We start from the raw sequence: 26,485 nt of genomic DNA, 5'->3' as shown, positions 1-26,485 counted from the left end.
TCTGGCCGGTCTGGCCGGACCCTACCGCAGCGCGGCCGTGTTCGCGGGCAGGCGAAACGCCTCCACCAGTTCGGCCAGTTGCTGCGCCTGCACGCGCAGGCCCTGCGCGGCGGCCGACGACTCCTCCACCAGGGCGGCGTTCTGCTGCGTCATCTGGTCCAACTGGGACACGGCCTCGCCCACCTGGCTCAGGCCCGTGGTCTGCTCGCGCGCGGCCGTGCTGATCTCGCCGATGATGGTCGCCACCTGTTTCACCGAGTCGACGATCTCGCCCATGGTGCTGCCAGCCGCATGCACCAGCGCCGAGCCTTCGTCCACCTGGCGCACGCTGTCGCTGATCAGGCCACCGATCTCCTTGGCGGCCGTGGCCGAGCGCTGGGCCAGGCTGCGCACCTCGCTGGCCACCACGGCGAAGCCCCGGCCCTGTTCGCCCGCCCGGGCGGCTTCCACCGCCGCATTGAGCGCCAGGATGTTGGTCTGGAAGGCGATGCCGTCGATCACGCTGGTGATGTCGGCAATGCGCCGGGACGACTGGGCGATACCCTCCATGGTGCCCACCACCCGGTCCACCGCATCGCGCCCGCGCTGGGCCACGCCGCTGGCACCAGTCGCCAGGCTGCTGGCCTGCGCGGCCGCGTCGGCGCTGTGGCGCACGGTGGCCAGCAGCTCTTCCATGCTGGCGGCGATTTCTTCGAGGTTCGAGGCCGTCTGCTCGGTTCGGGCCGACAGATCGCTGTTGCCCGCCGCGATCTCGCCGCTGGCATCGGCCACCGAGGCGCTGGCCCCGCGCATGCCCACGACCAGCTCCGCCAGGCGTGCCTGCATGTCGCCCAGGCGGGCCACCAGGGCCTGCAGTTCATCGCGGTTGCCGGTGTCTGCGGCGGGCACGTGCGAGGTCAGGTCGCCCTCGGCGATGCGGTCGGTCACGTCCGATGCCCGTGCCAGGGGCCGCAGGATGGAGCGCGACAGCAACCAGGCACACACCAGGCTCAGCAGCAGCCCCAGCGCGGAGCCCGCAGCCAGCAGCAAGGTGCCCATCTTCTCGCTGCGGGTGGCCGCAGCGCGCGCATCGGCCACGCGCTGGCGCTGGTATTCGGCCAGCTCGTCGACCGCCTTGGCATAGGCATCCGCCGCTGGGCGCAGGGTGCCGGCAATGGCATCTGCAGGCAGGGCCTCGCCGGCCTTGCGGCGCTTGACCAGATCGTCGCGCACGCTGCGAAACTGGTTGCCCGCCTTGTCGATGGTGTCGAAGATGCGTTGCGATGCGGGGTCTTCGGTCAGCTCGTCGAGCCGTTTGCGCACCTCGCTGGAGCGCGCCGAAGTGACCTTGCGGTCGGCGTCGATGCGCGCTGTGTAAGCCGGGTTGTCGATCTCCAGCAGGGTCTCGGCCCGCACCGAACTGAGCACCACGATGGCGTGCAGCTCGCGGGCCAGCAGGGCCCGCTCGGAGGAGGCGCCGCCCAGGTCATCGGCGATGTCCTGCAGCTCCGCCAGCCGCCAGATCCCCACGGCTGCCGACAGGAACATCACAAGGCATACGACGCCAAAGGCGAGGGCCAGGCGGAACGCGACACGCGTTTGGGTGAGGGACATGGTGCAGGCCTGTTGGTGGGGTCAGTGAATACTGGATCTGTAGCAGATTGCAACAAATCCGGGTTTTCCCTTATATCGTCAAAATGGGACGATTACTTGAACCAGGCGTTCCCCATGCCAGCCTTTCGAGCCATACAGCAGGAAAGGGCTTTTCTCAAGGTCACCCCGCCGCCGCACCCCTCAACACGCTCGCCCCCGCTGCGGCACGCAGTTCGCCGGAGAGCTCCGGGCTGCGGACGGCGCGTGACAGCACCAGTGCCCCCACCAGTTGCGACAGCGCAGCCAAAGCCTGTTCGCGGCGCTCGGCAGGTTCGTCACCCTGCATCAGGGGTTCCAGCAGCCGCAGGAAATTGTCGATCCCGGTTTCGAACGTGCCCTTCAGCGCCGCACCAGCGCGGGCCACGTCACCGGCCAGCGCAGCCATCGCACAGCCTTTGGCGGTGTGCTGGCAATGCAGGTCCGAGAGGTAGAACCCCACCAGCGCCTGCAGCGCCTCGGCCGGCGGCTTGGCGGACATCTCCTCCCAGTAGTGCTGGTTGGCCATGAGTGCGCGCTCACATGCCAGGCCGGCCAGTTCATCCTTGGACTCGAAATGGCCATAGAAGCCGCCCCGGGTCAGCCCGGCGGCCTGCATCAGCTCGTTCAGGCCGATGCCGTCGAACCCTTTTTCACGGAACAGCTCGCCTGCCACATCCACGATGCGTTCGCGGTTGGCCTCGGCCTGCGCCCTCGTCACTTTCATGGCTTCTCCTTGTGCTTGACTTATTTTACATGTTGATCGACATTTATATTTATTCATGTCAAACAACATTTAAAAGGTGTCCCCATGAAAGCATTGATCACCGCCTATGCGCGCACTCCGTTCCACTTCGCACGCAAAGGCGCTCTGGCCCAGGTGCGGCCCGACACGCTGGCCGCCGAACTCATCAGGAGCCTGGTGCAGCGCACCGGCATCGACCCGGCGACGCTGGAAGAAGTGATCGCCGGCTGCGCCTACCCCGAAGGCGCCCAGGGCAACAACATCGCGCGCATCGCATCGCTGCTGGCGGGGCTGCCGCACGGGGTCAGCGGGATGACGGTGAACCGCTTTTGCGGCTCGTCGATGTCGGCCGTGCACATTGCGGCCGCGCAGATCGAGGCCGGACTGGGCGATGCCTACCTGTGCCTGGGGGTGGAGTCCATGACCATGGTGCCGCAGGGCGGCCTCACCTTCTCGCCCCACCCTGTGCTGTTCGAGCAGACCGATGCCTACATGGCCATGGGCGAGACGGCCGAGAACGTGGCCGAGCGCTACGCGGTGTCGCGCACCGACCAGGAGCAACTGGCGTTGCAATCCCACCGCAAGGCCGCCGCAGCGCGCGAAGCCGGCCTGCTGCGCAACGAGATCGTGCCCATCGCCCTGCCCGACGGGCAGGTGGTGGCCGAGGACGGCTGCATCCGCCCCGCCACTTCGCTCGAAGCGCTGGCCGGCCTCAAGCCCGCGTTCCGCGAGACCGGCTCGGTCACGGCGGGCACTTCGTCGCCACTGACCGATGGCGCAGCCGCCGTGCTGGTGACCAGCGAGGCCTACGCCGCGCGCCATCGCCTGCAACCGCTGGCGCGCATCGTCGCCATGGCCACTGCGGGCGTGGACCCCGCCTTCATGGGCCTGGGGCCCATCCCTGCATCGCGCAAGGCGCTGGCCCGCGCAGGCCTGGCCGCAGCCGACATGGACGTGGTCGAGATCAACGAGGCCTTCGCCTCCCAGGCGCTGGCCTGCATCCGCGAACTGGGCCTGCGGCCCGAGACCATCAACCTCGACGGTGGCGGCCTGGCCATCGGCCACCCGCTGGGCGCCACCGGCGCGCGCATCACCGGCAAGGCGGCCGCGCTGCTGCAGCGCCAGGGCGGGCGCTATCCGCTGGCCACGCAATGCATCGGCGGCGGCCAGGGCATCGCCACGGTGCTACAGGCGCTGTGACCGCTGCCAACCTATTTCCCCCACCCCACCTCGTATCTCTTGCCCCAAGGACTGCTTCCATGAACCTCCAGAACTCCGTCGTCTTCATCACCGGTGCCAACCGGGGCCTGGGCCTGGCCTTTGCGCAGGCGGCCCTCGCCGCAGGTGCCCGCAAGGTCTACGCGGCCGCACGCGACCCCGCCACCGTCACCTTGCCCGGCGTCATCCCCGTGCAGCTCGATGTCACGAACACCGCCCAGATCGCCGCTGCCGTGGCCGCTTGCCCCGACGTGACGCTGCTGGTGAACAACAGCGGCATCTCGCGTGGGTCGAGCTTCCTGGGCACCGATGCCATGGCGGCTGCGCGCGCCGAGTTCGAGACCAATTTCTTCGGCCCCTGGGCCGTGGCCCAGGCCTTTGCCCCGGTGCTCCAGGCGAACGGCGGTGGCGCGGTGCTCAACGTGCTGTCGGTACTGAGCTGGCTCACGATTCCCGCAGTGGCCACTTACAGCGCCTCCAAGGCTGCGGCCTGGTCGCTGAGCAATGGCCTGCGCAATGAACTGCGCGCCCAGGGCACGCAGGTGACCAGCCTGCACGTGGCCTACATGGACACCGACATGACGCGCGGCCTGGACGCCCCCAAGGCCGCCCCGCTCGACGTCGCACGCCTGGCGCTGCAGGGCGTGCAGGCCGGCCTCGCCGAGGTGCTGGCCGACGACACCACGCGCCATGTGAAGCAATCGCTGTCCAGCGCCACGCCGGCCTACGCAGGCTGAGGCAGGTCCCCAAAAACAAAAGCCGCCGGGTTCACACCCGGCGGCTTTTTTTAACTGAGCGATACGGCCCCGGGGCCGTTCAACGCATCACGCCTTGTTCTGCAGCGCAGCAATGCGCTCTTCGATGGGCGGGTGGGTGCTGAACAGCTTGCCGATGCCACCGGCGATGCCCATGGCGGCCACGCTCTTGGGCAGCTCGCCCGGGTGCATGCCGCCCAGGCGCGCCAGGGCATTGATCATGGGCTGGCGGCGGCCCATCAGCTGGGCGGCACCTGCGTCGGCGCGGAACTCGCGCTGGCGGCTGAACCAGGCCACGACCATGGCTGCGGCAAAGCCCAGCACGATGTCCAGCACGATGGTGGTCACGTAGTAGCCGATGCCGGGGCCCGAGCTGTTCTCGTCGCTCTTGCGCAGGAAGCTGTCCACCGCGTAGCCGATCACGCGCGACAGGAACACCACGAAGGTGTTCATCACGCCCTGGATCAGGGTCATGGTCACCATGTCGCCGTTGGCGATGTGGGCCACCTCGTGGCCGATCACGGCCTCGACCTCTTCACGCGTCATGCCCTGCAGCAGGCCGGTGGACACCGCCACCAGCGCCGAGTTCTTGAACGCGCCCGTGGCGAATGCGTTCGGGTCGCCTTCGAAGATGCCGACTTCGGGCATGCCGATCTTGGCCTCGTCGGCGAACTTGCGCACCGTCTCGACGATCCAGCGCTCATCGGCCGAACCTGAGCCGTCGATCACGCGCACACCCGAGGTCCACTTGGCCATGGGCTTGCTGATCAACAGCGAGATGATGGCGCCGCCAAAACCCATGATGAGCGCAAAGCCCAGCAGCGCGCCGAGGTTCAGGCCGTTGGCCGTGAGGTAGCGGTTCACGCCGAGCAGGCTCGCCACCACCCCCAGCACGACGACGACGGCCAGGTTGGTCAGTACAAACAAAAATATCCGCTTCATGTTCTCTCCGTGGGGTAAACAAGGCACTGCGGTCTAGATGGGGGGTGGGCCGGCGCGATTCAAGCACCGCCACACCGTGGCCCGCAACCGCAGTTTCCCTTCGCGGTATGGTAGGGCGAATTGCCTGGAGGGGCCTTATCACACAGTCGCTGACGGGAATTAGGGCGTCTTGTCCGACATGGCGCGGGAAGGCCGGAACACCTGCGGATCGGCGTAGAAACAGGGATCCTCATTGGCCGCCCACCAGCCGGGCACGCCCAGCACCGGAAGTGGCGTGAAGGGCTTGGTGGCCCAATATTCGGGCTGCATCTGCTGCGCCAGCCAGGCATCGGCCTGTGCCAGGGAGGCCATGGGTGCCGGCGCACGGTACACATGCGCAACGATAGGCTTGCGCGGCGTCACGAGCTTCTCCAGCAGCGCATGGCCGAACAGCACCAGCCGGGCTTCTCGCCACAGCGGGCGCAGATCCACAAACAGGCGCTGCCACTGGCGCGCATTCAACGCGTCCCACAAAGGCGCAGGCGCATCGAGCAGGGCACCGTTCTCATCGAACACCGTGAGCGCATCGCGCAGCGGGCCGCGCACCGCACCAATGCCGTGCGCCGCGATGGCACCGGCCTGCAGTTCGTTGAGCCGCAGCTTGGCCTGCGGAAACTGCAGCCACACCAGGCCGTTGAAGAAGTCGTGCAGGTTGTCGCGCGTGGGCACGCGGCGCGTGTCGAAGATGTGCTGCTCGTAGGCCGCGCCTTCGGGCAGGTCGCCCTGCGGGACAAACTGCACGGGCGCTGCCCAGGCGCACTGCAGCGCGCGGTGCACCGGCGCGCCGTGCAGCAGCACCTGCTGCGCCATGGCTTGGCCAGTGGCCTGCCACGGCGCTAGCCAGGCGGCAGCCCAGTCAATCGCCTCTAGACCAGCCGCCACGGCAGCGCTTCACCCGCGCGCAAAGGCTTGAGTTCGGCTTCGCCAAAGGCAAAGCTGTCGGGCGGCGTCCACGACTCGCGGCGCAGGGTGATGGTGCCGGTGTTGCGCGGCAGGCTGTAGAAGTCCGGGCCGTTGAAGCTGGCGAAGGCTTCGAGCTGGTCGAGTGCGCCCGCGTTGTCGAAGGCCTCGGCGTACATCTCCATCGCCGCGTGGGCGGTGTAGCAGCCGGCGCAGCCGCTGGCGTGCTCCTTTAGGTGCGCAGGGTGCGGCGCGCTGTCGGTGCCCAGGAAGAACTTGGCGCTGCCGCTGGTGGCGGCCTGCACCAGGGCCAGGCGGTGCGTCTCGCGCTTGAGCACGGGCAGGCAGTAGTAGTGTGGGCGCACGCCGCCGATGAAGATGGCGTTGCGGTTGTACAGCAGGTGGTGCGCGGTGATGGTGGCCGCCGTGAAGCGGTCGGCCGCCTGCACGTAGTCGGCCGCATCCTTGGTGGTGATGTGCTCGAAGACGATCTTGAGCTCGGGGAAGTCGCGGCGCAGCGGGATCAGCTGCTGCTCGATGAACACCGCCTCGCGGTCGAACAGGTCGATGTCGCTGCTGGTCACCTCGCCGTGCACCAGCAGCAGCATGCCGCTTTTTTGCATGGCTTCGAGGGTCTTGTAGGTCTTGCGCAGGTCGGTCACGCCCGCGTCGCTGTTGGTGGTCGCGCCTGCGGGGTAGAGCTTGGCTGCAACCACCCCGGCTTCGCGGGCACGCACGATCTCTTCGGGCGGCAGGTTGTCGGTGAGGTACAGCGTCATCAGCGGCTCGAAGGCCACGCCCTCGGGTACGGCAGCGAGGATGCGCCCCTTGTACGCCAGGGCCTGCTCGGCCGTGGTCACGGGCGGGCGCAGGTTGGGCATGATGATCGCGCGGCCGAACTGGGCGGCCGTGTGCGGCACGACGGTGAACAGGGGCTCTCCGTCGCGCACGTGCAGGTGCCAGTCGTCGGGGCGGGTGATGGTGAGGGTGTTGGTGGGGGCGGCTGCAGTCATGGGCGATATTCTCCCATTCCCCGCATCACCCCCCTGCCGGTACCGCTCATTCGGCGGTGATGCCGGCCTTGCGCACCACGTCGCCGAACTTCACCAGGCGCTCGGCCATCATCTTCTCGAAGGCGGCAGGCGGCATCTCCTCGGGCACGATCACGCCGCGCTCCTTGAGGTTGGCCACCATGGCAGGTGCCGTGGCGGCCTGGCGTACCGCCTTGTACAGCGTCTGCACGATGGCGTCGGGGGTGCCCCCAGGGGCGGCCAGGCCGGTCCAGGAGCTGAGGTTGAGCTCGGGATAGCCGACCTCGGCCATGGTGGGCACATCGGGCAGTTGCGGCAGGCGCTGCTCGGAGGCCACAGCCAGCGCGCGCACCTTGCCGGCCTGCACATGGGGCAGCATGATGACCAGGTTGTCGAGGATGAACTGCACCTCGTTGGCCAGCACGGCCGTGATCAGCGGCGTGCCGCCGCGGTAGGGGATGTGCGTGGTGTAGATACCGGTGACCGCCTTGAACATCTCCACGTTGAGCTGGCCCATGCTGCCCACGCCGCCGCTGCCGTAGTTGAGCTTGCCGGGGTTCTTCTTGGCGTAGTCCACGAACTCCTTGACGGACTTGAGGGGCAGGCTCGAGTGCACGACCAGTGCATTGGGCTGGCGGCCCAGGATGGCGATGTTCTCGAAGTCCTTGATCGGGTCGTAGCCCACCTTGGGCTGGGTCAGCGGGTTGGCCAGGTGGCTGCTCTGCGAGGACACCACCAGCGTGTAGCCATCGGGCTTGGCGCGCGCCACGCCCAGTGATGCGACCGAGCCACCGGCACCTGCGCGGTTTTCGACCACGATGGGCACGCCCAGGATGCGCGACAGCGGCTCCGAATACTGGCGCGCCATGATGTCCACCGATCCCCCGGGAGGAAACGGCACCACGAGCGTGATGGGACGCGAGGGATACCTGTCCTGGGCCTGTGCGGCCAGCGGTGCCAGGCCCGCGAGGCCCAGCCCGAGGCCGGCGTTGAGGATGTGGCGGCGATTGGGTTGCATGAAGGAGTTCACGGGGTCTTCTCTCAAGGTCTTGCAGGGATCGGAAATCAGGGATGGTCGAGAACAGCCAGCGCCACGGCCTGCGCGCGCGGCACCAGGGTGGACAGCTCGCAGTACTCGCGCTCGGTGTGGGGGTGGCCACCCACGGGGCCGGTGCCGCACAGCGTGGGTGCGCCCACCGAGGCGGTCAGCCCGCTGTCGGCCGCGCCGCCGGTGAACTCGCCCTCTACCGAAAAGCCCAGCGACTGCGCGCCGCGCTGGTACAGCGCCAGCAGTGTCTCGGGAGTGGGTTTCATGGGCAGGGTGCGGCGCATGCCGGTCACGCGGCCCTGGGTGCGGGGAAGGCTCTCGGCCTCGACGATGGCGCGCACGCGCTCGAAGAGTTCGTCGGGATCGGTCTCGGCGGTGTAGCGCACGTCCAGTTCGGCCTTGGCGTGCGGCGCCACCATGTTCGGCACGATGCCGCCCTGCACCACGCCGACGTTGGTGGTGATGCCCGCAGCCACGTCGGTCAGTGCATCCAGCGCCAGGATCTTGTGGGCCAGCGCCCCGATGGCGCTGGCGCCGGCCGCATGGTTGATGCCGGCATGGGCGGCCACGCCCTGCACCTCGAATTCGATGGCCATGGAGCCCTTGCGGCTGGTGACCAGGTTGCCGCTCACGCGGCCGGGCTCGGCATTGAACACGGCACGGGCGCCGCGGGCCGCGGCCATGATGTGCTCGCGTGTGGCGGGCGAGCCAATCTCCTCGTCGCAAGAGAAGAACAGCCGCAGCGGCGCCGTGAGCCCGCCGCAGCGCGCAAAGGCCTCGGCCACGAAGGCGTTCATCACCAGGCCCGACTTCATGTCGGCCACGCCGGGGCCGTAGGCACGGCCATCCTCCACGCGGAAGGGGCGGCGCGCCACGGTGCCGGCCGGGTACACCGTGTCCATGTGGCCCATGAGCAGGATGGGCGCGCCCTCGGTGGGGCCGGGCACCTGGGCCTGCAGCAGCACGCCATAGCCGGGTACGGGCACCAACTCCACCGCCACGCCGGCGGCCACGAGCCGCTCGCGCAGGGTTGCGGCCACCGTCGTCACGCCCGCTTCGTCGCGGCTGCCGCTGTCGATGTCCACCACCTTCTGCAACAGGTCTTGCATCGCCTGTTGCTGGCCGGCCAGCCAATCGAGGATGCGCGTGCGTACCTGCACGCGGCTTTCTTCAAGGGTATCCTGCATGTTTTCCTTTGCTCCCACGCCCGGGGACGGCTGGGCGATGGAGTGAAAGTGTTGCATGCAGCGGCCTTGTTTGCAATACATTTTTCATAAAATGGATATCAATGAAATTATCATTGCAGAACTCAGACGGACTGCTGCCCGAGCGCCTGGCCCGCCAGGGCGCGGGCCTCACGGCCAGCGAGCGCGCGCTGGCCGAGTCGCTGGAGCGCGATTACCCCCATGCGCTGCTCGAATCGGCCACCGCCCTGGCCGCCCGCACCGGCACCAGCGCCTCCACCGTGGTGCGGCTGTTCGCCAAGCTGGGCTATGGCAGCTACGCCGAGGCCCAGCGCGAGGCCCGCGCCGAGGTCACGGCCCTGCTGCAGACGGCCGGGCAGCGCGCGCCCGTGACCATCGGCACACGGCGCAGCCTGCAACAATGCGTGGACGACGCCCTGCTGCACGACCAGCACAACATCGGCGCCACGCGCGACGGGCTGGACATGGCGGCCTTCGAGGCCATCGCCACGCGACTGGCGCAGGGCAAGGGCCGCGTCTTCGTGCTGGCACAGATCAACAGCGCGCCCGTGGCGGCCTGGCTGGCACTGCATCTGAACATGTGCCGCCCCGGCGTGCACGAGCTGGGCGCTGGCGCCGTGGCGGCCACCGACCAGTTGCTATGGGTGCAGCCCGATGACGTGCTGCTGGCCTTCAGCATCCGCCGCTACGCGAGCGGCCCGGTGAAGGTGGCGCAGCGCTTTCGCGAGGCCGGTGGCCAGGTGCTGACCATCACCGACAGCGCCTCGGCCCCGCTGGCCGTGCTGGCCCATGAACGCATCCTGGTGCGCACCTCCAACGCCTCTCCGTTCGACTCGTACACCGCCGCCTTCTTCCTGTGCAATGCACTGGTGTCGGCCGTGGCGCAGTTGCGGCACGAAGCCGTGTCGGAAGCACTCAAGCGCCGGGATACGCTGTGGAAGGATGTGGAGGAGCAGCAGCTCATCGTGGAGGGAGTTCCAGCGCGCAAGCCCGTCCGAAAATAGGCAGGAGCCTGCGACTCAGCGCGCCGAGGTCATCGGGCGCGGGAAGCCGCGAACCCAGCTTGGGACCCCCGACGCTTTGCGCTGCCGCCACGAACAAAAAAGGCGCCCGAAGGCGCCTTGTGTGAAATCCTGCACGCCGTGCCCCGCAGGGCACAGGCATGCATGCACCACTCAGTGCGCCAGGATCTTGTTGAGGAAGTCCTTGGTGCGCGGCTGGCGGGCTTCGGGGTGGTTGAAGAAGTCGTCCTTGGAGCAGTCCTCCAGGATCTTGCCACCCACGTCCATGAAGATCACGCGGTTGCTCACCTTGCGGGCGAAGCCCATTTCGTGGGTCACACACATCATGGTCATGCCTTCGTTGGCCAGGCCCACCATCACGTCCAGCACTTCGCCGACCATTTCGGGGTCGAGCGCCGAAGTGGGTTCGTCGAACAGCATCACGATGGGGTCCATGCTCAGGGCGCGGGCAATCGCCACACGCTGCTGCTGGCCGCCCGAGAGCTGGCCAGGGAACTTGTCCTTGTGCGCCATCAGGCCCACGCGCTCCAGCATCTTCAGGCCACGCTTCTTGGCATCGTCGGGGCTGCGGCCCAGCACCTTGACCTGCGCAATCGTCAGGTTCTCCGTCACCGACAGGTGGGGGAACAGTTCGAAGTGCTGGAACACCATGCCCACGCGGCTGCGCAGCTTGGGCAGGTTGGTCTTGGGGTCGTGCAGCTGGATGCCGTCCACCGTGATCTCGCCCTTCTGGAAGGGCTCGAGCGCGTTGATGGTCTTGATCAGCGTGGACTTGCCCGAGCCCGAAGGCCCGCACACCACCACCACTTCACCCTTGTTGATGACGGCCGAGCACTCGTTGAGCACCTGCACGGGGCCATACCACTTGGATACGTTCTTGAGTTCGATCATTTCTTGTTCCTCAATCCAATCTCTTTTGCATCAGCGAATGATCGCGATCTTCTGGTGCAGGCGTTTGACCATCCAGGACAGCGCATAGCACATCACAAAGTACAGAACCGCTGCGGCCAGGTAAGCCTCGATGGGGCGGCCAAAGTTCTTGCCGGCCACTTCAAAGCCCTTGAGCATGTCGTAGGCACCTATGGCGTAGACCAGCGAGGTGTCCTGGAACAGGATGATGGTCTGCGTGAGCAGCACCGGCAGCATGTTGCGAAACGCCTGGGGCAGCACCACGAGCTTCATGTTCTGCCCGTAGGTCATCCCGAGCGCCTGGCCCGCATGGACCTGGCCACGCGCAATGGACTGGATGCCGGCGCGCATGATTTCGCTGAAGTAGGCGGCCTCGAAGGCGATGAAGGTCACCACCGCAGACACTTCCGCTCCGATAGGCCGGCCAATGATGGCCGGCACCAGCAGGAAGAACCACAGGATCACCATCACCAGCGGGATGCTGCGCATGCCATTGACGTAGATGGTCGCAGGCACGTCCAGCCACTTCTTGCCCGACAAGCGCATGAGCGCCAGCACGGTCCCGAAGAGCACACCACCGATGGTGGCCACCACCGTGAGGAAAAGGCTGAAATACAGCCCCTTGAGCACGAAGTTGGAGATCAGGTCCCAGTTGTAGAAGGAAAAATCGAGATTCATTGGTCAGTGCCCCCCACCTGCGCCGCTGGGCACAACCACGCCGGGAATGCGCGCACGCTTCTCGATGAACGCCATGATGCGGTTGATGGCAAACGCCGAGATGACGTAGAGCGCCGTCACGGCCAGATAGACCTCGATGCCGCGCGAGGTTTCCTCCTGCGCCTGCATGGCAAACATCGTGAGCTCAGCCACCGACACGGCAAACGCGACGGAGGAGTTCTTGAAGATGTTCATCGTCTCGCTGGTCAGCGGCGGGATGATGATGCGAAACGCCATGGGAAGCAGCACGTAGCGGTAGGTCTGGAAGGTGGTGAAGCCCACCGCCAGACCCGCATAGCGCTGGCCGCGCGGCAGGGTGTTGATACCCGAGCGCACCTGCTCGGCAATGCGTGCCGACGTGAAGAAGCCCAGCGCCAGCACCACCAGCGTGAAGCCGGGAACGCCCTTCATGACCGGAAAGAGGCTGGGCAGGACGTGGTACCACAGGAAGATCTGCACCAGCAGTGGAATGTTGCGAAACAGCTCGACCCAGGCATTGCCCAGGCGCACGACCATCGGCCGGTCCTGCAAGGTACGCAGCGTGCCAATGACGGAGCCCAATACGAGAGCCAGCACCAGGGCCAGCAGCGAAACAGACACCGTCCAGCCCCAGGCCGACAGCATCCAGTCCAGGTAAGTGATTTCGCCGCCCTTGCCAAAGCAGCTTTGCACGACTTCCCTGTCCATGGTGTCCTGGCAGAACACCTGCCAATCCCAACTCATAGGATCACCCCTTTATTTTTTGGTATTGCATTGGGCGCAATCCTTTGCCCACCCAACAAAAAAGCCCCTTCAAACCGCGGTGGCCGAAGGGGCGCAAGCATCCCGAAGATTACTTCTTGGCGTAGTCTTCCATGGGCTTGTCGTTAGGGGCGGCCCAAGCCGCCTTGGTGGCGTCGGAAATGGGCAGGCCGATCTTGGTGTTGGTCGGAGGCACGGGTTGCATGAACCACTTGTCGTACAGCTTGGCCAGCGAGCCGTCGGCGATCTGGCGCTTGATGCTGTCGTCCACGGCCTTCTTGAAGGCCGGGTCATCCTTGCGCAGCATGCAGGCGATAGGCTCCACCGACAGCACTTCGCCAACGATCTTGTAGTCGGCAGGGTTCTTGGACTTGGAGATGTTGGCAGCCAGGATCGAGCCATCCATCACGAAGGCGTCGGCACGGCCGGTTTCCAGCATCAGGAAGCTGTCGGCGTGGTCCTTGCCGAAGACTTCCTTGAAGTCGATGCCGCCAGAGCGCTCGTGCTTGCGCAGGGTCTGCACCGAGGTGGTGCCCGTGGTCGTGGCCACGGTCTTGCCGTTCAGGTCCTTGATGGAGGTGATGCCCGAATTGGCCTTCACGACGGTGCGAACTTCTTCCACATAGGTGGTCACGGCAAAGGCCACGTCCTTCTGGCGTGCGGCGTTGTTCGTGGTGGAGCCACATTCCAGGTCCACGGTGCCATTGGTTACCAGGGGAATGCGGTTTTGCGAGGTCACGGGCTGGTACTTGGTTTCCAGCTTGGCCAGGCCCAGTTGCTTCTGGATGTCGGCCAGGATGATTTCACCCATTTCGGTGTGGAAACCCACGTACTTGCCATTGCCCAGAGTGTAGGAAAGACCCGAAGACTCCCGCACACCCAGCGTCACGCTGCCCGAGGCCTTGATTTTGGCCAGGGTGTCGGTGGCTTGGGCGAATGCGCTGCCTGCAGCCAGGGCGGTCACGGCAACCGCGAGCAAATGCTTCTTCATTGGGATCTCCTTGTGTGTAACGAAAAAAGGGGGGGATTTTAGAGATTTACCCAGCCCGGAAGCACCGGCGGGCAAAAAACCAAAAAGGGAACCACGCGACCAGCGATATTAGTCAGAACGGGACCTGGTCGGTAGGGTATTTCCAGAAGTCCCGCAACAGATAACTGACCGGAAGGTTCAGCGTGGTGTTGTTCGGGGGAATCGGTTTGGCGAACCACTTCTCATATATGGGGTAGATATCCCGGCTGGTGATGAGGCGGCGCATCTCCTCATCCACCAGCTTCTTGAATTCGGGGTCATTCTTGGGCAGCATGATGGCCAGGGGCTCGGTGGTCATGAACCGGCCCACCACCTTCAAGGCACCCGGGTTCGGCCGGCCGGCGGCTAGGCCGTACAGCAGCACGTCGTCCATCACGAAGGCATCGGCCTCGCCCTTTTCCACCATCTCCACGGCCTTGGCGTGGTCGGGCGCTTCCAGGATGGTGATGCCCATCAGGCGCTCGCGGTTGGCCTGGTCGGCCGCCTTCAGCGGCGTGGTCCCCTTGGTGGACACCAGCTTCTTGCCATTGAGATCTTCCACGCGGTCGATGGTGCTGGCGGATTTCACCAGCAGGCGCGCGCCGGTGATGAAATGCGGCACCGTGAAGGCCACCTTCTGGCGCCGCTCGGCATTGTTGGTGGTGGAGCCGCACTCCATGTCGGCCTTGCCCTGCTCGATCATCGCAATCCGGTTGGCTGGCGTGACCGCCAGGAACTCGACCTGCATGTCCTTCTTGCCCGTCTTCTTGCGCACCACGTCGGCCAGGCGCAGGCACAGGTCCATGGCGTAGCCCACCGGCTTGCCGGTCTTGGTGTCGATATACGAGAAGGGCACTGACGACTCGCGGTACGCGATCACCATCTTGCCGCCACCGCTGACGCGTTCGAGCACCCCCTGCGCAGACGCCGCGGATGCGCAGCACAAGGCAGCAATGCCCCACGCCAATCCCCAATGCTGAACTTTCATGCGGATGTCTCGGTAAATAGGAAGTGGAATCAGATCTGCAATCTTCGTGCCACCGTGGGGCCTGAAAGAGACTACATCGCCATCGCTGATCCAGCAATGGGGGCGACTGTACGTGTCGTTACCATGAAATTCCAATGCCGTTTGCGCGGACAACTATGCAAACTGTTTATATCCGTATTTACCCTAGGCATGAAAAACCCGGCTGTTCATGCCGCCTGCGCCTGTAGATAAGTCCACAGGGCCTGGGCCGTGCCCTTGGGCGCTTCCTTGCCCGAGGGCTTTTCACGGTAGGCGCGCACATCCATGGTCATCTGCAGGCCCTCGGTGTCCGGCGGGGCGGCACTGACCAGCTTGCGCGTGCGCAGTTCTTTCTTGACCGCGCTGTGGGGCAGGAAGGCCACGCCATGCCCTTCGAGCGCCATGGCCTTGAGGCCCTCGGCCATGTCGGTCTCGTAGACCCGGTCCAGGTGGATCGCCGTGCCCGACTCCTTGAGGATCAGCTCCGTCACCCGCCCCAGGTAGGCGCCGGGCGCATAGCCCAGGTAGGGCAGCGGCTGGCCCACCCGGCCCGGCAGCCGGAACAGGGGCTGCCCGTCGGCGTCGGCCTTGGAGTACGGGGACAGCACCTCCTGGCCCAGGCTCACCATCTCGTAGCGGTCGGCATCGAGCTGGAAGGGCTGCGAGGGGTGGTGGTAGGCGATCAGCAGGTCGCAGCCCCCTTCCACCAGGCGCATCACGGCGTCGTGCACGTTCAGGGCGATCAGCCGGCTCTTGAAGGGGCCGAACTTGTCGTGCAGGCTCGACACCCAGGCCGGGAAGAAGGTGAAGGCAAGCGTGTGCGGCACCGCGAACTCGATCATGTCCTTGCCTGCACTGGTGTGCGCGCGCAGCATGGCCCGGGTGTTCTGCAGCGCCTGCAGCATCTCCAGCGCCTGGTCGTACAGGGTTTTGCCGGCCGGCGTGAGGCGCGTGGGGTAAGAGCTGCGGTCCACCAGATCGGTACCGGCCCAGGCCTCCAGGGCCTGGATGCGCCGTGAAAAGGCAGGCTGCGTCACATGCCGCAACTGGGCGGACCGGCTGAAGCTGCGGGTTTCTGCAAGACTGACGAAATCTTCAAGCCACTTGGTTTCCATCGCTGCATTATCGTTTCCAGCCCTGCTGCGTGCCGGCCGGTCATGGAAAGCCTGTACAAGGGTTTATCCATAGCGCACCATTGGTGTGCACACATAGCAACGCACCGCATAATAGGGAAAGCTGCGTCCAAAGCGCGCTCCCGCGTCACGGCCCCAGGTGCACAACACCGGCGGGCAGAGCGACCGGCCCCGTCCTGTTTGTTCTCCTGTACCGCCGCTCCCATGTCCTCCACCCCTCCCCAAGGGCCGGTGACCGACGCCTCCGTGCCCGTCGCCGCCCCTGCCTCCGAAGAACCCCGCGCCCTGCGCATCGAGGACTGGCTCACCGTCATCGTCATGGCGGCGCTGGCGCTCATCACATTTGCCAACGTGCTGGTGCGCTACTTCACCAGTTCCTCTTTTGCCTGGACGGAAGAAATCTCCGTCTTCCTGATGATCGTGCTGGCCCTGGTGGCGGGCTCCGCTGCCGTAGCACGCGACCAGCACATCCGCATCGAATACTTTGCCGAAGGCGGCTCGGCCGCGCGCCGCAAGCGCCTGGCGCAGCTGGGCGCCGTGGCCGTGGCCGTGCTGTTCGCGCTGATCGCCGTGCTCAGCGTGCGCGTGGTCTGGGACGACTACCGCTTTGGCGAGACCTCGCCGGGCATCGGCGTGCCGCAGTGGTGGTACTCCATCTGGCTGCCCGTCATCTCGGCGCTGATCGCTGCGCGGGCCGTGGGCCTGCTGCTGCGCCGCAGCCGTGAAGCGCTGCGGCCCGAAAGCCCCGCCGAGGACGCACAGCCATGATCGCCACGCTCCTGTTCGTGGCCTTCCTGGGCCTGATGTTCCTGGGCGTGCCCATAGGCGCTGCCCTGGGCCTGGCCGGCGCCGCCGCGATTGCGCTGGCGAATGCCGACAGCCAGTGGTTCGGCTTGCTGGCCGTGCCGCAGAACTTTTATGCCGGCCTGGGCAAGTACCCGCTGCTGGCGATTCCGATGTTCGTGCTGGTCGGCTCCATCTTCGACCGCTCGGGCGTGGCCCTGCGCCTGGTGAACTTCGCCGTGGCCATCGTCGGGCGCGGCCCGGGCATGCTGCCGCTGGTGGCGATTGCCGTGGCCATGTTCCTGGGTGGCATCTCGGGCTCGGGCCCGGCCAACGCCGCTGCCGTGGGCGGCGTGATGATCGCCGCCATGTCGCGCGCGGGCTACCCGCCCTCGTTCTCGGCCAGCGTGGTGGGGGCAGCAGCAGCCACCGACATCCTGATCCCGCCGTCCGTCGCCTTCATCATCTACTCGGTGCTGGTGCCGGGCGCCTCGGTGCCCGCGCTGTTCGCCGCCGGCATGATCCCGGGCATCCTGGCGGGCATCGCATTGATCATTCCGGCCGTGTGGATGGCGCGCAAGCACAAGATGGGCGCGCTCGAATCCACCATGCCGCGCCCCCCGTTCTGGAAGAGCCTGCGCGAAGCCCTGTGGGGTCTGGCCGCACCGGTGCTGATCCTGGGCGGCATGCGCGCCGGCTGGTTCACGCCCACCGAGGCCGCCGTGGTGGCGGTGTTCTACGGCCTCTTCGTGGGCATGGTGATCCACCGCACGATCAAGGTGCGCGACCTGTTCCCCATCCTGCGCGAATCGGGTGAACTGTCGGCCGTGATCCTGCTGGTGGTGTCGCTCGCGGGCATCTTTGCCTACTCGCTGTCCACCCTCGGGGTGATCGACCCGGTGGCCAAGGCCATCGTGAATTCGGGCCTGGGCGAATACGGTGTGCTGGCGCTGCTGATCGTGCTGCTGATCACCGTGGGCATGTTCCTCGATGGGATCTCCATCTTCCTGATCTTCGTGCCGCTTTTGCTGCCCATCATGCAGCACTACCAATGGGACCCCGTCTGGTTTGGCGTGATCCTGACGCTCAAGGTGGCGCTGGGCCAGTTCACCCCGCCGCTGGCGGTGAACCTGATGGTCTCGTGCCGCATCGCCGGCGTGCGCATGGAATCGACCGTGCGCTGGGTCGGCTGGATGCTGTTCGCCATGTTCCTCGTGATGGTGCTGGTGATCGCCTTCCCGCCACTGGCGCTGTGGCTGCCCGCGCGCCTGGGTTACTGACCTGTTGTAAACCCCGAGACCGATTTGCCTTCCACCCTACAAAATTGACCCCAGGAGACTGACAACATGAAACTGCGCACCTTTTTGACTTCCGCCGTGGCCGCCGCCGCTGCACTGGCCTTCACCGCCCCGGCCGCCATCGCCCAGACGGCCTACAAGAGCGAATACCGCATGTCCCTGGTGCTGGGCACCGCCTTCCCCTGGGGCAAGGGCGGCGAGCTGTGGGCCAACAAGGTGCGCGAGCGCACGCAGGGCCGCATCAACATCAAGCTGTACCCCGGCGTCTCGCTCATCCAGGGCGACCAGACGCGCGAGTTCTCGGCGCTGCGCCAGGGCGTGATCGACATGGCCGTGGGCTCCACCATCAACTGGTCGCCCCAGGTCAAGCAGCTGAACCTGTTCTCGCTGCCCTTCCTGATGCCCGACTACGCGGCCGTGGACGCGCTCACACAGGGCGAAGTCGGCAAGAACATATTCGCGACGCTGGACAAGGCCGGCGTGGTGCCCCTGGCCTGGGGCGAAAACGGCTACCGCGAGATCTCCAACTCCAAGAAGGCCATCAAGACCCCTGAGGACTTGAAGGGCCTGAAGATCCGCGTGGTCGGCTCGCCCCTGTTCCTGGACACCTTCACCGCGCTGGGCGCCAACCCCACGCAGATGAGCTGGGCCGATGCCCAGCCCGCCATGGCCAGTGGCGCCGTGGACGGCCAGGAGAACCCGATTGCCGTGTACATGGCTGCCAAGCTGCACACCGTGGCCCAGAAGCACGTGACCATGTGGGGCTACATCAACGACCCGCTGGTCTTCGTGGTGAACAAGGACATCTGGAACTCCTGGACGCCGGCCGATCGCGAGATCGTCAAGCAGGCCGCCATCGACGCCGGCAAGGAAGAGATCGCCATCGCCCGCAAGGGCATGGTCGAGGCCGACAAGCCCCTGCTCAAGGACATCGCCGCCAATGGCGTGACCGTGACCCAACTGAGTCCCGCCGAACGCGACGCCTTCGTGAAGGCCACCCGCCCCGTGTTCGAGAAGTGGAAAGGCCAGATCGGCGCCGACCTGGTGACCCAGGCCGAAAAGGCGATTGCCGCGCGCAAGCAATAAGCGCATAAGCACATACCGGCAGCCGATAAGGGCGGCCCGCACAATCCAAGGCGCTCCCTGTAACAGGGGGCGCCTTTTTCGTGGGCGGCCGCCTGGATGTCCCCCGGCTGGCCCGATGCTTGCAAGCACTACTGCGGTGCGGGGGCGCGCGCATCCGTCTGAAAAAAGCCTTCCAACGGGCTTCGGCTTTGCCAACTTTATCGTGCGTACACATATGGCCCCCACAATGCCTTCAACTCTGACTCACCGTCTCCCATGCCGTTCCTTCTGAATGCTGGCCACCCGGCTGCCACGGGCTCGCTGACGCCGGCCTCCTCCCCCGTCCGCCCTGCTGCTCACCCCTTGTCCCGGCTGAACCCGGCCTGGGCTCGAACCTGCATCGCGGCCCTGTGCATCGGCGGCCTGGTGGCCTGCTCAGGCAAGGACCAGCCGGCCCAGGCCGGCGCGGGCAAGCCCGCAGGCGAGCCAGCGGTGGGCGTGGTCGTGCTGGCCCCCGAGAGCCAGACGCTGAGCACGGAGTTGCCGGGCCGCACGGCGGCGTTCCAGAACGCCGATATCCGCCCGCAGGTCAACGGCATCATCCAGAAGCGGCTGTTCACCGAGGGCGCGCTGGTCAAGGCCGGCCAGCCGCTGTACCAGGTGGACCCGGCCACCTACGAAGCCGCCCAGGCCAGCGCCCAGGCAGTGCTCGCCAAGGCGCAGGCCACGGCGCGCACGGCCCAGGTCAACGCCAAACGCAATGCGGAACTGGTCGAGATCGACGCCATCAGCCGCCAGGTGTTCGACGAAAGCCAGGCTTCGGTGCAGCAGACGCAGGCCGACGTGGGCGTGGCGCAGGCAGCCCTGGACACCGCGCGCATCAACGTGCGCTACACGCGCATCGTCGCGCCCATCTCCGGGCGCATCGGGCTGTCGGCCGTCACGGCCGGTGCCCTGGTCACGGCCAACCAGGCCAATGCGCTGACCACCATCCAGCAGCTCGACCCTATCCAGGTGGACATCACACAGTCCAGCGCGGAGCTGCTGCAGCTGCGCAGGCAATGGCAGGAAGGCAAGTTCACGCGCGTGGATTCCAACCAGGCCAAGGTGAAGCTCATCCTGGAGGATGGCTCGACCTACGAAAAAGAAGGCACGCTGCAGTTCACCGGCACCGCAGTGAACCCGACCTCGGGTGCGATCACCCTGCGAGCGACCTTCCCGAACCCCGACCATTTCATCATGCCCGGCATGTACGTACGCTCCCAGTTGGCCACCAGCGTGGCGCCACAGGCCCTGTTGCTGCCCCAGGAGGCCGTTATCCGCAACGCCGCCGGCGAGCCCAGCGTGCAGGTGGTGGGCGAGGACAACAAGCTCACCAAGCGCCCGGTGGAACTCGGCCAGGCCGTGGGCAACCGCTGGCTGGTGATCTCGGGCGTCAAGGCCGGTGAGAAGGTGATGGTGGACGGCTTCCAGAAGGCCCGCGTGGGCCAGACGGTCAAGCCCACGGTGGTCAAGCCACGCGACAAGGCCGCGCCCGCGGCGGCCACGGCCTCGTCGGCCGCAGCCAGTTCCTGAGGCGCGCTGCGCGCAACGCCTCACCCGACCGACCTGCGACCCCACCACATCCACGCTGATCCATGGCCCAGTTCTTCATCAACCGCCCGGTCTTCGCCTGGGTGCTGTCCATCGTCATCATGCTGGCGGGGGCGATGTCCATCTTCACGCTGCCGCTGGAGCAGTACCCCGACATCGCGCCGCCGCGCGTGACCATCAACACCACCTACACCGGCGCCTCGGCCGGCACGGTCGACAACTCGGTGACCCAGGTGATCGAGCAGCAGCTCAAGGGCATCGACAGCCTGCTGTACATGGGCTCGACCAGCGACTCCGCAGGCCGCTCGCGCACCACGCTCACGTTTGCCCCTGGCGCCAACATCGACGTGGCCCAGGTGCAGGTGCAGAACAAGCTGCAGGCGGCCATGAACCGCCTGCCCGAGGCCGTCAAGAGCCGCGGCGTGTTCGTGAACAAGGGCGGCCAGGACTTTCTGGTGACCTACGTGTTCACTTCGCCGGACCCCACCGTGACCCAGGTGGCCATTGGCGACTACATCTCCAGCAACGTGGTGGACGTGATCGCCCGCCTGGACGGCGTGGGCGACGTGACGGTGTTCGGAACCTCCTATGCCATGCGCATCTGGATCGACCCGGCCAAGATGGAGAAGTTCGCGCTGATGCCGTCGGACCTGATCAACGCGCTCAACGCCCAGAACGCGCAGGTCTCGGCCGGCCAGTTGGGCCAGCAGCCCGCCCCCGCCGGGCAGATGCTCAACGCCACCATCACCGCGCGCACCAAGCTGCAGACGGTGGAGGAGTTCGAGCGCATTGTCCTCAAGTCCGGCACCGATGGCTCGGTGGTCACCATGGCCGATGTGGCCCGGGTGGCGCTGGAGGCGGACAACCTCACGGTCAAGTCGCGCCTGAACGGGCAGCCGGGCGCCGGTATCGGCATCGTGCTGGCCGACGGCGCCAATGCCATGGAAGTGGCCGATGCCGTGGCACGCAAGATGAAGGAGCTCGAACCCTTCTTCCCGGATGGCATCAACGGTGTCGTCAGCTCTGACTCCACCCCGTTCGTGCGCGCCTCCATCGAGGAGGTCGTCAAGACCCTGGCCGAAGCGATGCTGCTGGTGGTGATCGTGATGTTCATCTTCCTGCAGAACTTCCGCGCCACGATGATCCCGGCCATTGCCGTGCCCGTGGTGCTGCTGGGCACGTTCGGCGTGCTGTCGGCGCTGGGCTACTCGATCAACATGCTGACCATGTTCGCCATGGTGCTGGCCATCGGCCTGCTGGTGGACGACGCCATCGTGGTGGTGGAGAACGTGGAACGCGTGATGAGCGAGGAAGGCCTGTCGCCGAAGGAGGCCACGCGCAAGTCGATGAAGGAGATCACGCCGGCACTGGTAGGCATCGGCCTCACCCTGTCGGCCGTGTTCATCCCCATGGCCTTCTTCACGGGCTCCACGGGGGTCATCTATCGCCAGTTCTCCATCACCATCGTCTCGGCCATGGCGCTGTCGGTGTTCGTGGCGCTGACGCTGACACCTGCGCTGTGCGCGACCCTGCTCAAGCCCATCGAGAAGGGCCACCATGCTGCCCATGACGGCCCGCCAAGGCGTGGCCTGCTCGGCCTGAGCGACCGCTTCTTCGCCTGGTTCAACCGCACATTCGACAGCACGGCCAACCGCTACCAGCGCGCCGTGGGTGGCCTGCTCAAGCGCAGCCTGCGCATGGTCGTGATCTACCTGGCCATCCTGCTTGCCGTGGCATTCCTGTTCAAGAAGCTGCCGACCTCCTTCCTGCCCAATGAAGACCAGGGCTTCGTCTCGGCGACCATCACGCTGCCGTCGGGCGCCACCGATGAGCGCCTGGGGGTGGTGCTCGACCAGATCAAGGACTACTTCCTGGCCAAGCCCGAAGTGCTGCGCGTGAATTCGATTGCCGGCAACAACGGCAACCAGAACTCCGGCAACATGTTCATCCGGCTCAAGCCCTGGGCGGAACGCCCGCTGCGCAGCCAGTCGGCGGAGGTCATCGCCAGCCAGGCCACCAAGGACCTCGCCAAGATCCGCGACGCACGCATCTTCGTCTCGCTGCCGCCCGCCGTGCGCGGCCTGGGGTCGAGCGCGGGCATCAACTTCATGGTCAAGGACCTCAATGGCCTGGGGCAGGACGCTCTCGTCGCCGCCAAGGACCAGTTGATCGAACTGACCCGCCAGAACCCGATCCTCACCAATGTGCGGACCACCAATTTCGACAACACCTCGGAGCTCAAGGTCACCATCGATGACCGCAAGGCCGCGGCCCAGGGGTTGACCACGGCGGACATCAACGGCGTGCTCTCCAGCGCCATGGGCGGCACCTATGTGAACGACTTCGTGCACCAGGGCCGCGTCAAGCGCGTGTATGTGCAGGGCGATGCGCCCTATCGCATGCTGCCGCAAGACATCGGTCACTGGAGCGTGCGCAACCGCAATGGCGAAATGGTGCCTTTCTCGACCTTTGCCAGCACCTCGTGGACCAACGGCCCGCCCCAGCTCATGCGCTACAACGGCAGCCCCGCCCTGGAACTGCAGGCCGAAACCGCGCCAGGCGCCAGCTCGGGCGACGCCATGGTGGCCATCGAGGAAATCATGAAAAAGCTGCCGCCCGGCATCGGCATGGAGTGGACCGGCGCCTCGCTGCAGGAGCGCCGCTCGGGCTCGCAGGCGCCCTTGCTCTACGCCGTCTCCATCCTCTTCGTGTTCCTGTGCCTGGCGGCCCTGTACGAAAGCTGGAGCGTGCCGTTCTCGGTGATGCTGGCGGTGCCGCTGGGCGTGATCGGCGCCTTGCTGGCCACCTACACGCGCGGCATGACCAACGACGTGTACTTCCAGGTGGGGCTGCTCACCACCGTGGGGCTGGCGTCCAAGAACGCCATCCTGATCGTCGAATTCGCGGTGCAATTGCAAACCCAGGGCAAGAACCTGTACGACGCCACGGTGGAAGCCGTGCGCATGCGCCTGCGCCCCATCCTCATGACTTCGCTGGCCTTCGGCTTCGGCGTGCTGCCTCTGGCCATCGGCACGGGCGCGGGTGCCGGCGGCCGCCAGGCCATCGGCACCGGCGTGCTCGGCGGCATGGTGGCCTCCACCGTGCTGGGGCTGTTCTTCGTGCCCGTGTTCTTCCTGCTCGTGCGCTCCCTGGTCCAGCGGCGCAAGGGCCAGGGCCAGGCCCCCGCCGCGCCCGCCACGCCGCCTGCAGAAGCCCAGGAGGCGCAGGCATGAGCTTCCGTACCGTTCTTGCCTACCCCGTTGTGTCCACCGGCATGTCCAAAGCCCTGATGACTCCCCTGTGCGCCCTGCTGGTCCTGGCCGGCTGCACCAATCTGGCACCCAGCTACGACCGCCCTGTCGCCCCGGTGCCCGCAGCCTTGGACAACGCCGCCACGACGGCAGGCGCCAGCGAGACCTATGCCCCGCTGGGCTGGGACGCGGTGGTGCAGTCTGCACAGTTGCGCGACGTCATCACGCTCGCGCTGCAGAACAACCGCGACCTGCGCGCCGCAGCGCTGGCCATCGAGCGCGCCCAGGCCCAGTACGGCGTGAGCCGCGCCGATCGCCTGCCCAGCGTGAGCGGCACGGCCCAGGGCAGCCGCGCCCGCACCGCCGCCGACCTGACCACCGCCGGCCGCTCGCAGATCGGCGAGCAGTACAGCGCGCAACTGGGCATCACCAGCTACGAACTCGACTTCTTCGGCCGCGTGCGCAACCTCAACGAGTCCGCACTGCAGGAGGTGCTGCGCGTCACCGACACCCAGCGCAGCGTGCAGCTGAGCCTGGTGGCCGAGGTCACCAATGCCTGGCTCAACCTCGCGGCCGACCAGGCACGCCTGGAGCTGGCGAAGGAAACACTGCGCTCGCGCGAAGCCTCCTACTCCCTGACCGAGCGCACGCACCGCCTGGGCGGCACCTCGGGCCTGGTGCTGGCGCAGAACCAGACCACGGTGGACGGCGCGCGCGCCGATGTCGCCGCCTTCACCAGCCAGGTGGCGCGCGACCGCAATGCGCTGCAACTGCTGGTGGGCTCGCCCGTTCCCGCCACCCTGCTGCCCGCCGTACAGGCGGCGCCCCCCGTGCCTGTGGCCGCACAGGTGCCGGACGAGCGGCGCAGCGAGCGCGTCACGCAGGCGGCCACGCAGGTGCCCATGCTGCGTGAGAACGCACTGCAGTTGCTGGCCGTGCCCGCGCAGATCCCCTCGAGTGTGCTGCTGTCGCGCCCTGACGTGATGGCCGCCGAGCGCAGCCTGCAGGCCAGCTACGCCAACATCGGCGCCGCGCGTGCGGCTTTCTTCCCCAGCATCTCGCTCACGGCCAGCGTGGGCACGGCGAGCACGGAGCTCTCGGGCCTGTTCGGCAGCGGCAACCTGCTGTGGAGCTTCGTGCCGCAGATCCGGCTGCCGATCTTCGACGGCGGCCGCAACCAGGCCAACCTGGACGTCGCCCAGGCCAACCAGCGCATTGCCCTCACGCAGTACGAGAAGGTCATCCAGACCGCCTTCCGCGAAGCCGCCGATGCCCTGGCCGAGCGCGCCACCCTGACGGACCGCATCACCGCGCAGACCTCGCTGCTGGCCGCGACGGAGCGCGTCTACGCCCTGTCCGAAGCCCGCTTCAAGGCCGGGGCCGACAACTACCTCACGGTGCTCGACGCGCAGCGCTCGCTGTACGCGGCGCAGCAGACCCTGCTGAGCCTGCAGTTGGCCGAGCAGACCAACCGCATCACCTTGTACAAGGTGCTCGGCGGGGGCTGAGCCCCCTCCTACAGCGCGCGTTCAGACAGGCGAAACCGGCGACTCGCCCGCGAGGTGCCGGCGCGCATTCTCGACGAAGCGGTCCACAGAGGCCTGCACCGCCTCGGGCGACCAGCCGCCCACGTGGGGTGTGAGCACCACGGTGTCCAGATCCAGCAATTCGGCCGGTGGCGCAGGCTCGCTCTCGTACACGTCCAGGCCCGCACCTGCCAGGCGCCCCTCGCGCAGCGCCAGGGCCAGCGCTGCGGTGTCGATCACGCTACCGCGTGCGATGTTGACCACATAGCCGCGCGGCCCCAGGGCATCTAGCACCGGGGCGTTGACCAGGTGCTGTGTGCCCGGGCCGCCGGGCGTGGCCACGACCAGGAAATCAGCCCACTCGGCCAGCGATTTCACGTCGCCGAAGTAGCGGTAGGGCACGTCCGTGCGCTCGCTGCGATTGTGGTAGCCCACTTGCAGGTCGAAGCCCAGCGCACGCTGGGCGATCTTCTTGCCGATGGTGCCCAGGCCGATGATGCCGAAGCGCTTGTGTGACACATTGGGCGGCAGCGGCAATGCCGTGCGCCACACACCGGCACGCGTGGCGGTATCCAGCTTGGGGATGCCACGCACGGCCGCGATGAGCAGGCCAAAGGCATGGTCGGCCACGCAGTCGTCGTTGGTGCCGGCGCCATTGGCCACCACGATGCCGCGCGCCTTGGCATGCGCCACGGCGATGTTCTCGTAGCCCGCACCCAGGGCGCAGATCAGCGTGAGGGCCGGCAGCGCATCGATCTGCGCGGGCGTGATGCCGATGGAGCCGATGGTGAGCACCACCCGCACGCGGCTACCATGCTCGGCGATGGCAGCCTGGTGCTGGGGCGCATCCGGCACGTAGACCAGATCGAAGGTTTCCGACAATTGGGCGCAGTGTTCTTCCGAGAGAAACGACAGGGCAAGCAGGACAGGTTTCATGGCAG

General features: G+C 66.6%; 23 protein-coding genes. 9 read left to right on the top strand and 14 right to left on the bottom strand.

What is annotated here, in order from left to right:
• Positions 1–21 precede the first annotated feature (21 nt).
• Together ASE31_RS03455 and ASE31_RS03450 are read right to left on the bottom strand one after the other, a co-directional pair.
• Positions 22–1,593 carry a methyl-accepting chemotaxis protein gene (locus tag ASE31_RS03455; RefSeq protein WP_057200115.1) on the bottom strand — a complete coding sequence of 524 codons (1,572 nt, stop codon included), beginning with the start codon at positions 1,591–1,593 and terminating at the stop codon, positions 22–24.
• Positions 1,594–1,753: 160 nt separating this feature from the next.
• Positions 1,754–2,335: a TetR/AcrR family transcriptional regulator gene (locus ASE31_RS03450; RefSeq protein ID WP_057200114.1), complete on the bottom strand. Its 582-nt coding sequence runs from the start codon at positions 2,333–2,335 to the stop codon at positions 1,754–1,756.
• An 84-nt stretch (positions 2,336–2,419) separates the two neighbouring features.
• Between ASE31_RS03450 and ASE31_RS03445 the strand changes: the two genes are divergently transcribed.
• Positions 2,420–3,553: a thiolase family protein gene (locus ASE31_RS03445; protein ID WP_057200113.1), complete on the top strand. Its 1,134-nt coding sequence runs from the start codon at positions 2,420–2,422 to the stop codon at positions 3,551–3,553.
• 59 nt (positions 3,554–3,612) lie between these two features.
• The gene (locus ASE31_RS03440) at positions 3,613–4,308 is read left to right on the top strand and encodes an SDR family oxidoreductase (protein WP_057200112.1); all 696 of its coding nucleotides are present in this window, start codon (positions 3,613–3,615) and stop codon (positions 4,306–4,308) included.
• A gap of 87 nt (positions 4,309–4,395) precedes the next feature.
• On the opposite strand, the gene htpX is transcribed toward ASE31_RS03440, so the two are convergent.
• The 5 genes from htpX to ASE31_RS03415 form a co-directional block, all read right to left on the bottom strand.
• Positions 4,396–5,268, bottom strand: a complete 873-nt coding sequence (gene htpX / locus ASE31_RS03435) for a protease HtpX (RefSeq protein WP_057200111.1) — start codon at positions 5,266–5,268, stop codon at positions 4,396–4,398.
• A gap of 159 nt (positions 5,269–5,427) precedes the next feature.
• The gene (locus tag ASE31_RS03430) at positions 5,428–6,117 is read right to left on the bottom strand and encodes a DUF3025 domain-containing protein (RefSeq protein ID WP_082604008.1); all 690 of its coding nucleotides are present in this window, start codon (positions 6,115–6,117) and stop codon (positions 5,428–5,430) included.
• Between the two features lie 56 nt (positions 6,118–6,173).
• Entirely contained in the window at positions 6,174–7,220 is a 1,047-nt protein-coding gene (gene pyrC, locus ASE31_RS03425) for a dihydroorotase (RefSeq protein ID WP_057200109.1), read from the bottom strand.
• A 46-nt stretch (positions 7,221–7,266) separates the two neighbouring features.
• Positions 7,267–8,256, bottom strand: coding sequence for a tripartite tricarboxylate transporter substrate binding protein (locus ASE31_RS03420; RefSeq protein ID WP_057200249.1), 990 nt, complete (start codon positions 8,254–8,256; stop codon positions 7,267–7,269).
• Positions 8,257–8,303: 47 nt separating this feature from the next.
• Positions 8,304–9,473 carry a M20 family metallopeptidase gene (locus tag ASE31_RS03415; RefSeq protein ID WP_057200108.1) on the bottom strand — a complete coding sequence of 390 codons (1,170 nt, stop codon included), beginning with the start codon at positions 9,471–9,473 and terminating at the stop codon, positions 8,304–8,306.
• 101 nt (positions 9,474–9,574) lie between these two features.
• On the opposite strand from ASE31_RS03415, the gene ASE31_RS03410 reads away from it, so the two are divergent.
• Positions 9,575–10,495, top strand: a complete 921-nt coding sequence (locus ASE31_RS03410; protein ID WP_057200107.1) for a MurR/RpiR family transcriptional regulator — start codon at positions 9,575–9,577, stop codon at positions 10,493–10,495.
• A 171-nt stretch (positions 10,496–10,666) separates the two neighbouring features.
• Here the strand turns inward: ASE31_RS03410 and ASE31_RS03405 are convergent, their stop codons facing one another.
• The 6 genes from ASE31_RS03405 to ASE31_RS03380 form a co-directional block, all read right to left on the bottom strand.
• Positions 10,667–11,404, bottom strand: coding sequence for an amino acid ABC transporter ATP-binding protein (locus tag ASE31_RS03405; RefSeq protein WP_057200106.1), 738 nt, complete (start codon positions 11,402–11,404; stop codon positions 10,667–10,669).
• Between the two features lie 30 nt (positions 11,405–11,434).
• Positions 11,435–12,100: an amino acid ABC transporter permease gene (locus ASE31_RS03400; RefSeq protein ID WP_057200105.1), complete on the bottom strand. Its 666-nt coding sequence runs from the start codon at positions 12,098–12,100 to the stop codon at positions 11,435–11,437.
• Positions 12,101–12,103: 3 nt separating this feature from the next.
• Positions 12,104–12,862, bottom strand: a complete 759-nt coding sequence (locus ASE31_RS03395) for an amino acid ABC transporter permease (RefSeq protein WP_057200104.1) — start codon at positions 12,860–12,862, stop codon at positions 12,104–12,106.
• Between the two features lie 109 nt (positions 12,863–12,971).
• Positions 12,972–13,871, bottom strand: a complete 900-nt coding sequence (locus ASE31_RS03390; protein WP_057200103.1) for an amino acid ABC transporter substrate-binding protein — start codon at positions 13,869–13,871, stop codon at positions 12,972–12,974.
• Between the two features lie 112 nt (positions 13,872–13,983).
• A complete protein-coding gene (locus ASE31_RS03385; protein WP_057200102.1) occupies positions 13,984–14,877 on the bottom strand; it encodes an amino acid ABC transporter substrate-binding protein in 894 nt (297 codons plus the stop codon).
• 206 nt (positions 14,878–15,083) lie between these two features.
• On the bottom strand, positions 15,084–16,010 hold the full coding sequence (locus tag ASE31_RS03380; RefSeq protein WP_057200101.1) for a LysR family transcriptional regulator: 927 nt from the start codon (positions 16,008–16,010) through the stop codon (positions 15,084–15,086).
• 222 nt (positions 16,011–16,232) lie between these two features.
• On the opposite strand from ASE31_RS03380, the gene ASE31_RS03375 reads away from it, so the two are divergent.
• The 6 genes from ASE31_RS03375 to ASE31_RS03350 all read left to right on the top strand — a co-directional run bounded on the left by ASE31_RS03375 (position 16,233) and on the right by ASE31_RS03350 (position 25,526).
• A complete protein-coding gene (locus ASE31_RS03375) occupies positions 16,233–16,796 on the top strand; it encodes a TRAP transporter small permease (RefSeq protein WP_057200100.1) in 564 nt (187 codons plus the stop codon).
• Positions 16,793–18,091, top strand: a complete 1,299-nt coding sequence (locus ASE31_RS03370) for a TRAP transporter large permease (RefSeq protein WP_057200099.1) — start codon at positions 16,793–16,795, stop codon at positions 18,089–18,091. The genes ASE31_RS03375 and ASE31_RS03370 overlap by 4 nt, the downstream gene beginning before the upstream one ends.
• Before the next feature lie 66 nt (positions 18,092–18,157).
• The gene (locus ASE31_RS03365; protein WP_057200098.1) at positions 18,158–19,195 is read left to right on the top strand and encodes a DctP family TRAP transporter solute-binding subunit; all 1,038 of its coding nucleotides are present in this window, start codon (positions 18,158–18,160) and stop codon (positions 19,193–19,195) included.
• 255 nt (positions 19,196–19,450) lie between these two features.
• Positions 19,451–20,749, top strand: a complete 1,299-nt coding sequence (locus ASE31_RS03360; RefSeq protein WP_057200097.1) for an efflux RND transporter periplasmic adaptor subunit — start codon at positions 19,451–19,453, stop codon at positions 20,747–20,749.
• Positions 20,750–20,811: 62 nt separating this feature from the next.
• A complete protein-coding gene (locus tag ASE31_RS03355) occupies positions 20,812–24,000 on the top strand; it encodes an efflux RND transporter permease subunit (RefSeq protein WP_057200096.1) in 3,189 nt (1,062 codons plus the stop codon).
• Positions 23,997–25,526 (top strand): TolC family protein, encoded by a 1,530-nt coding sequence (locus tag ASE31_RS03350; protein WP_369819432.1) that lies wholly within the window; start codon positions 23,997–23,999, stop codon positions 25,524–25,526. Before ASE31_RS03355 ends, ASE31_RS03350 begins: the two co-directional genes overlap by 4 nt.
• Positions 25,527–25,547: 21 nt before the next feature.
• Here ASE31_RS03350 and ASE31_RS03345 read toward each other — a convergent pair whose 3' ends face one another.
• Entirely contained in the window at positions 25,548–26,480 is a 933-nt protein-coding gene (locus tag ASE31_RS03345; RefSeq protein ID WP_057200095.1) for a 2-hydroxyacid dehydrogenase, read from the bottom strand.
• Positions 26,481–26,485: the final 5 nt, after the last annotated feature.

Origin of the sequence: Acidovorax sp. Root217 (genome assembly GCF_001428645.1) — a bacterium.
In the GTDB taxonomy this organism is placed as follows: domain Bacteria; phylum Pseudomonadota; class Gammaproteobacteria; order Burkholderiales; family Burkholderiaceae_C; genus Acidovorax.
This window is presented reverse-complemented; position numbering and strand designations above follow the sequence as displayed.

Excerpts from the sequence above, each read along its gene's own strand:
- ASE31_RS03455 (WP_057200115.1), bottom strand. The coding sequence starts at position 1,593 with ATGTCCCTCACCCAAACGCGTGTCGCGTTCCGCCTGGCCCTCGCCTTT.
- ASE31_RS03450 (WP_057200114.1), bottom strand. The coding sequence starts at position 2,335 with ATGAAAGTGACGAGGGCGCAGGCCGAGGCCAACCGCGAACGCATCGTG.
- ASE31_RS03445 (WP_057200113.1), top strand. The coding sequence starts at position 2,420 with ATGAAAGCATTGATCACCGCCTATGCGCGCACTCCGTTCCACTTCGCA.
- ASE31_RS03440 (WP_057200112.1), top strand. The coding sequence starts at position 3,613 with ATGAACCTCCAGAACTCCGTCGTCTTCATCACCGGTGCCAACCGGGGC.
- htpX (WP_057200111.1), bottom strand. The coding sequence starts at position 5,268 with ATGAAGCGGATATTTTTGTTTGTACTGACCAACCTGGCCGTCGTCGTC.
- ASE31_RS03430 (WP_082604008.1), bottom strand. The coding sequence starts at position 6,117 with ATGGCGCAGCAGGTGCTGCTGCACGGCGCGCCGGTGCACCGCGCGCTG.
- pyrC (WP_057200109.1), bottom strand. The coding sequence starts at position 7,220 with ATGACTGCAGCCGCCCCCACCAACACCCTCACCATCACCCGCCCCGAC.
- ASE31_RS03420 (WP_057200249.1), bottom strand. The coding sequence starts at position 8,256 with ATGCAACCCAATCGCCGCCACATCCTCAACGCCGGCCTCGGGCTGGGC.
- ASE31_RS03415 (WP_057200108.1), bottom strand. The coding sequence starts at position 9,473 with ATGCAGGATACCCTTGAAGAAAGCCGCGTGCAGGTACGCACGCGCATC.
- ASE31_RS03410 (WP_057200107.1), top strand. The coding sequence starts at position 9,575 with ATGAAATTATCATTGCAGAACTCAGACGGACTGCTGCCCGAGCGCCTG.
- ASE31_RS03405 (WP_057200106.1), bottom strand. The coding sequence starts at position 11,404 with ATGATCGAACTCAAGAACGTATCCAAGTGGTATGGCCCCGTGCAGGTG.
- ASE31_RS03400 (WP_057200105.1), bottom strand. The coding sequence starts at position 12,100 with ATGAATCTCGATTTTTCCTTCTACAACTGGGACCTGATCTCCAACTTC.
- ASE31_RS03395 (WP_057200104.1), bottom strand. The coding sequence starts at position 12,862 with ATGAGTTGGGATTGGCAGGTGTTCTGCCAGGACACCATGGACAGGGAA.
- ASE31_RS03390 (WP_057200103.1), bottom strand. The coding sequence starts at position 13,871 with ATGAAGAAGCATTTGCTCGCGGTTGCCGTGACCGCCCTGGCTGCAGGC.
- ASE31_RS03385 (WP_057200102.1), bottom strand. The coding sequence starts at position 14,877 with ATGAAAGTTCAGCATTGGGGATTGGCGTGGGGCATTGCTGCCTTGTGC.
- ASE31_RS03380 (WP_057200101.1), bottom strand. The coding sequence starts at position 16,010 with ATGGAAACCAAGTGGCTTGAAGATTTCGTCAGTCTTGCAGAAACCCGC.
- ASE31_RS03375 (WP_057200100.1), top strand. The coding sequence starts at position 16,233 with ATGTCCTCCACCCCTCCCCAAGGGCCGGTGACCGACGCCTCCGTGCCC.
- ASE31_RS03370 (WP_057200099.1), top strand. The coding sequence starts at position 16,793 with ATGATCGCCACGCTCCTGTTCGTGGCCTTCCTGGGCCTGATGTTCCTG.
- ASE31_RS03365 (WP_057200098.1), top strand. The coding sequence starts at position 18,158 with ATGAAACTGCGCACCTTTTTGACTTCCGCCGTGGCCGCCGCCGCTGCA.
- ASE31_RS03360 (WP_057200097.1), top strand. The coding sequence starts at position 19,451 with ATGCCGTTCCTTCTGAATGCTGGCCACCCGGCTGCCACGGGCTCGCTG.
- ASE31_RS03355 (WP_057200096.1), top strand. The coding sequence starts at position 20,812 with ATGGCCCAGTTCTTCATCAACCGCCCGGTCTTCGCCTGGGTGCTGTCC.
- ASE31_RS03350 (WP_369819432.1), top strand. The coding sequence starts at position 23,997 with ATGAGCTTCCGTACCGTTCTTGCCTACCCCGTTGTGTCCACCGGCATG.
- ASE31_RS03345 (WP_057200095.1), bottom strand. The coding sequence starts at position 26,480 with ATGAAACCTGTCCTGCTTGCCCTGTCGTTTCTCTCGGAAGAACACTGC.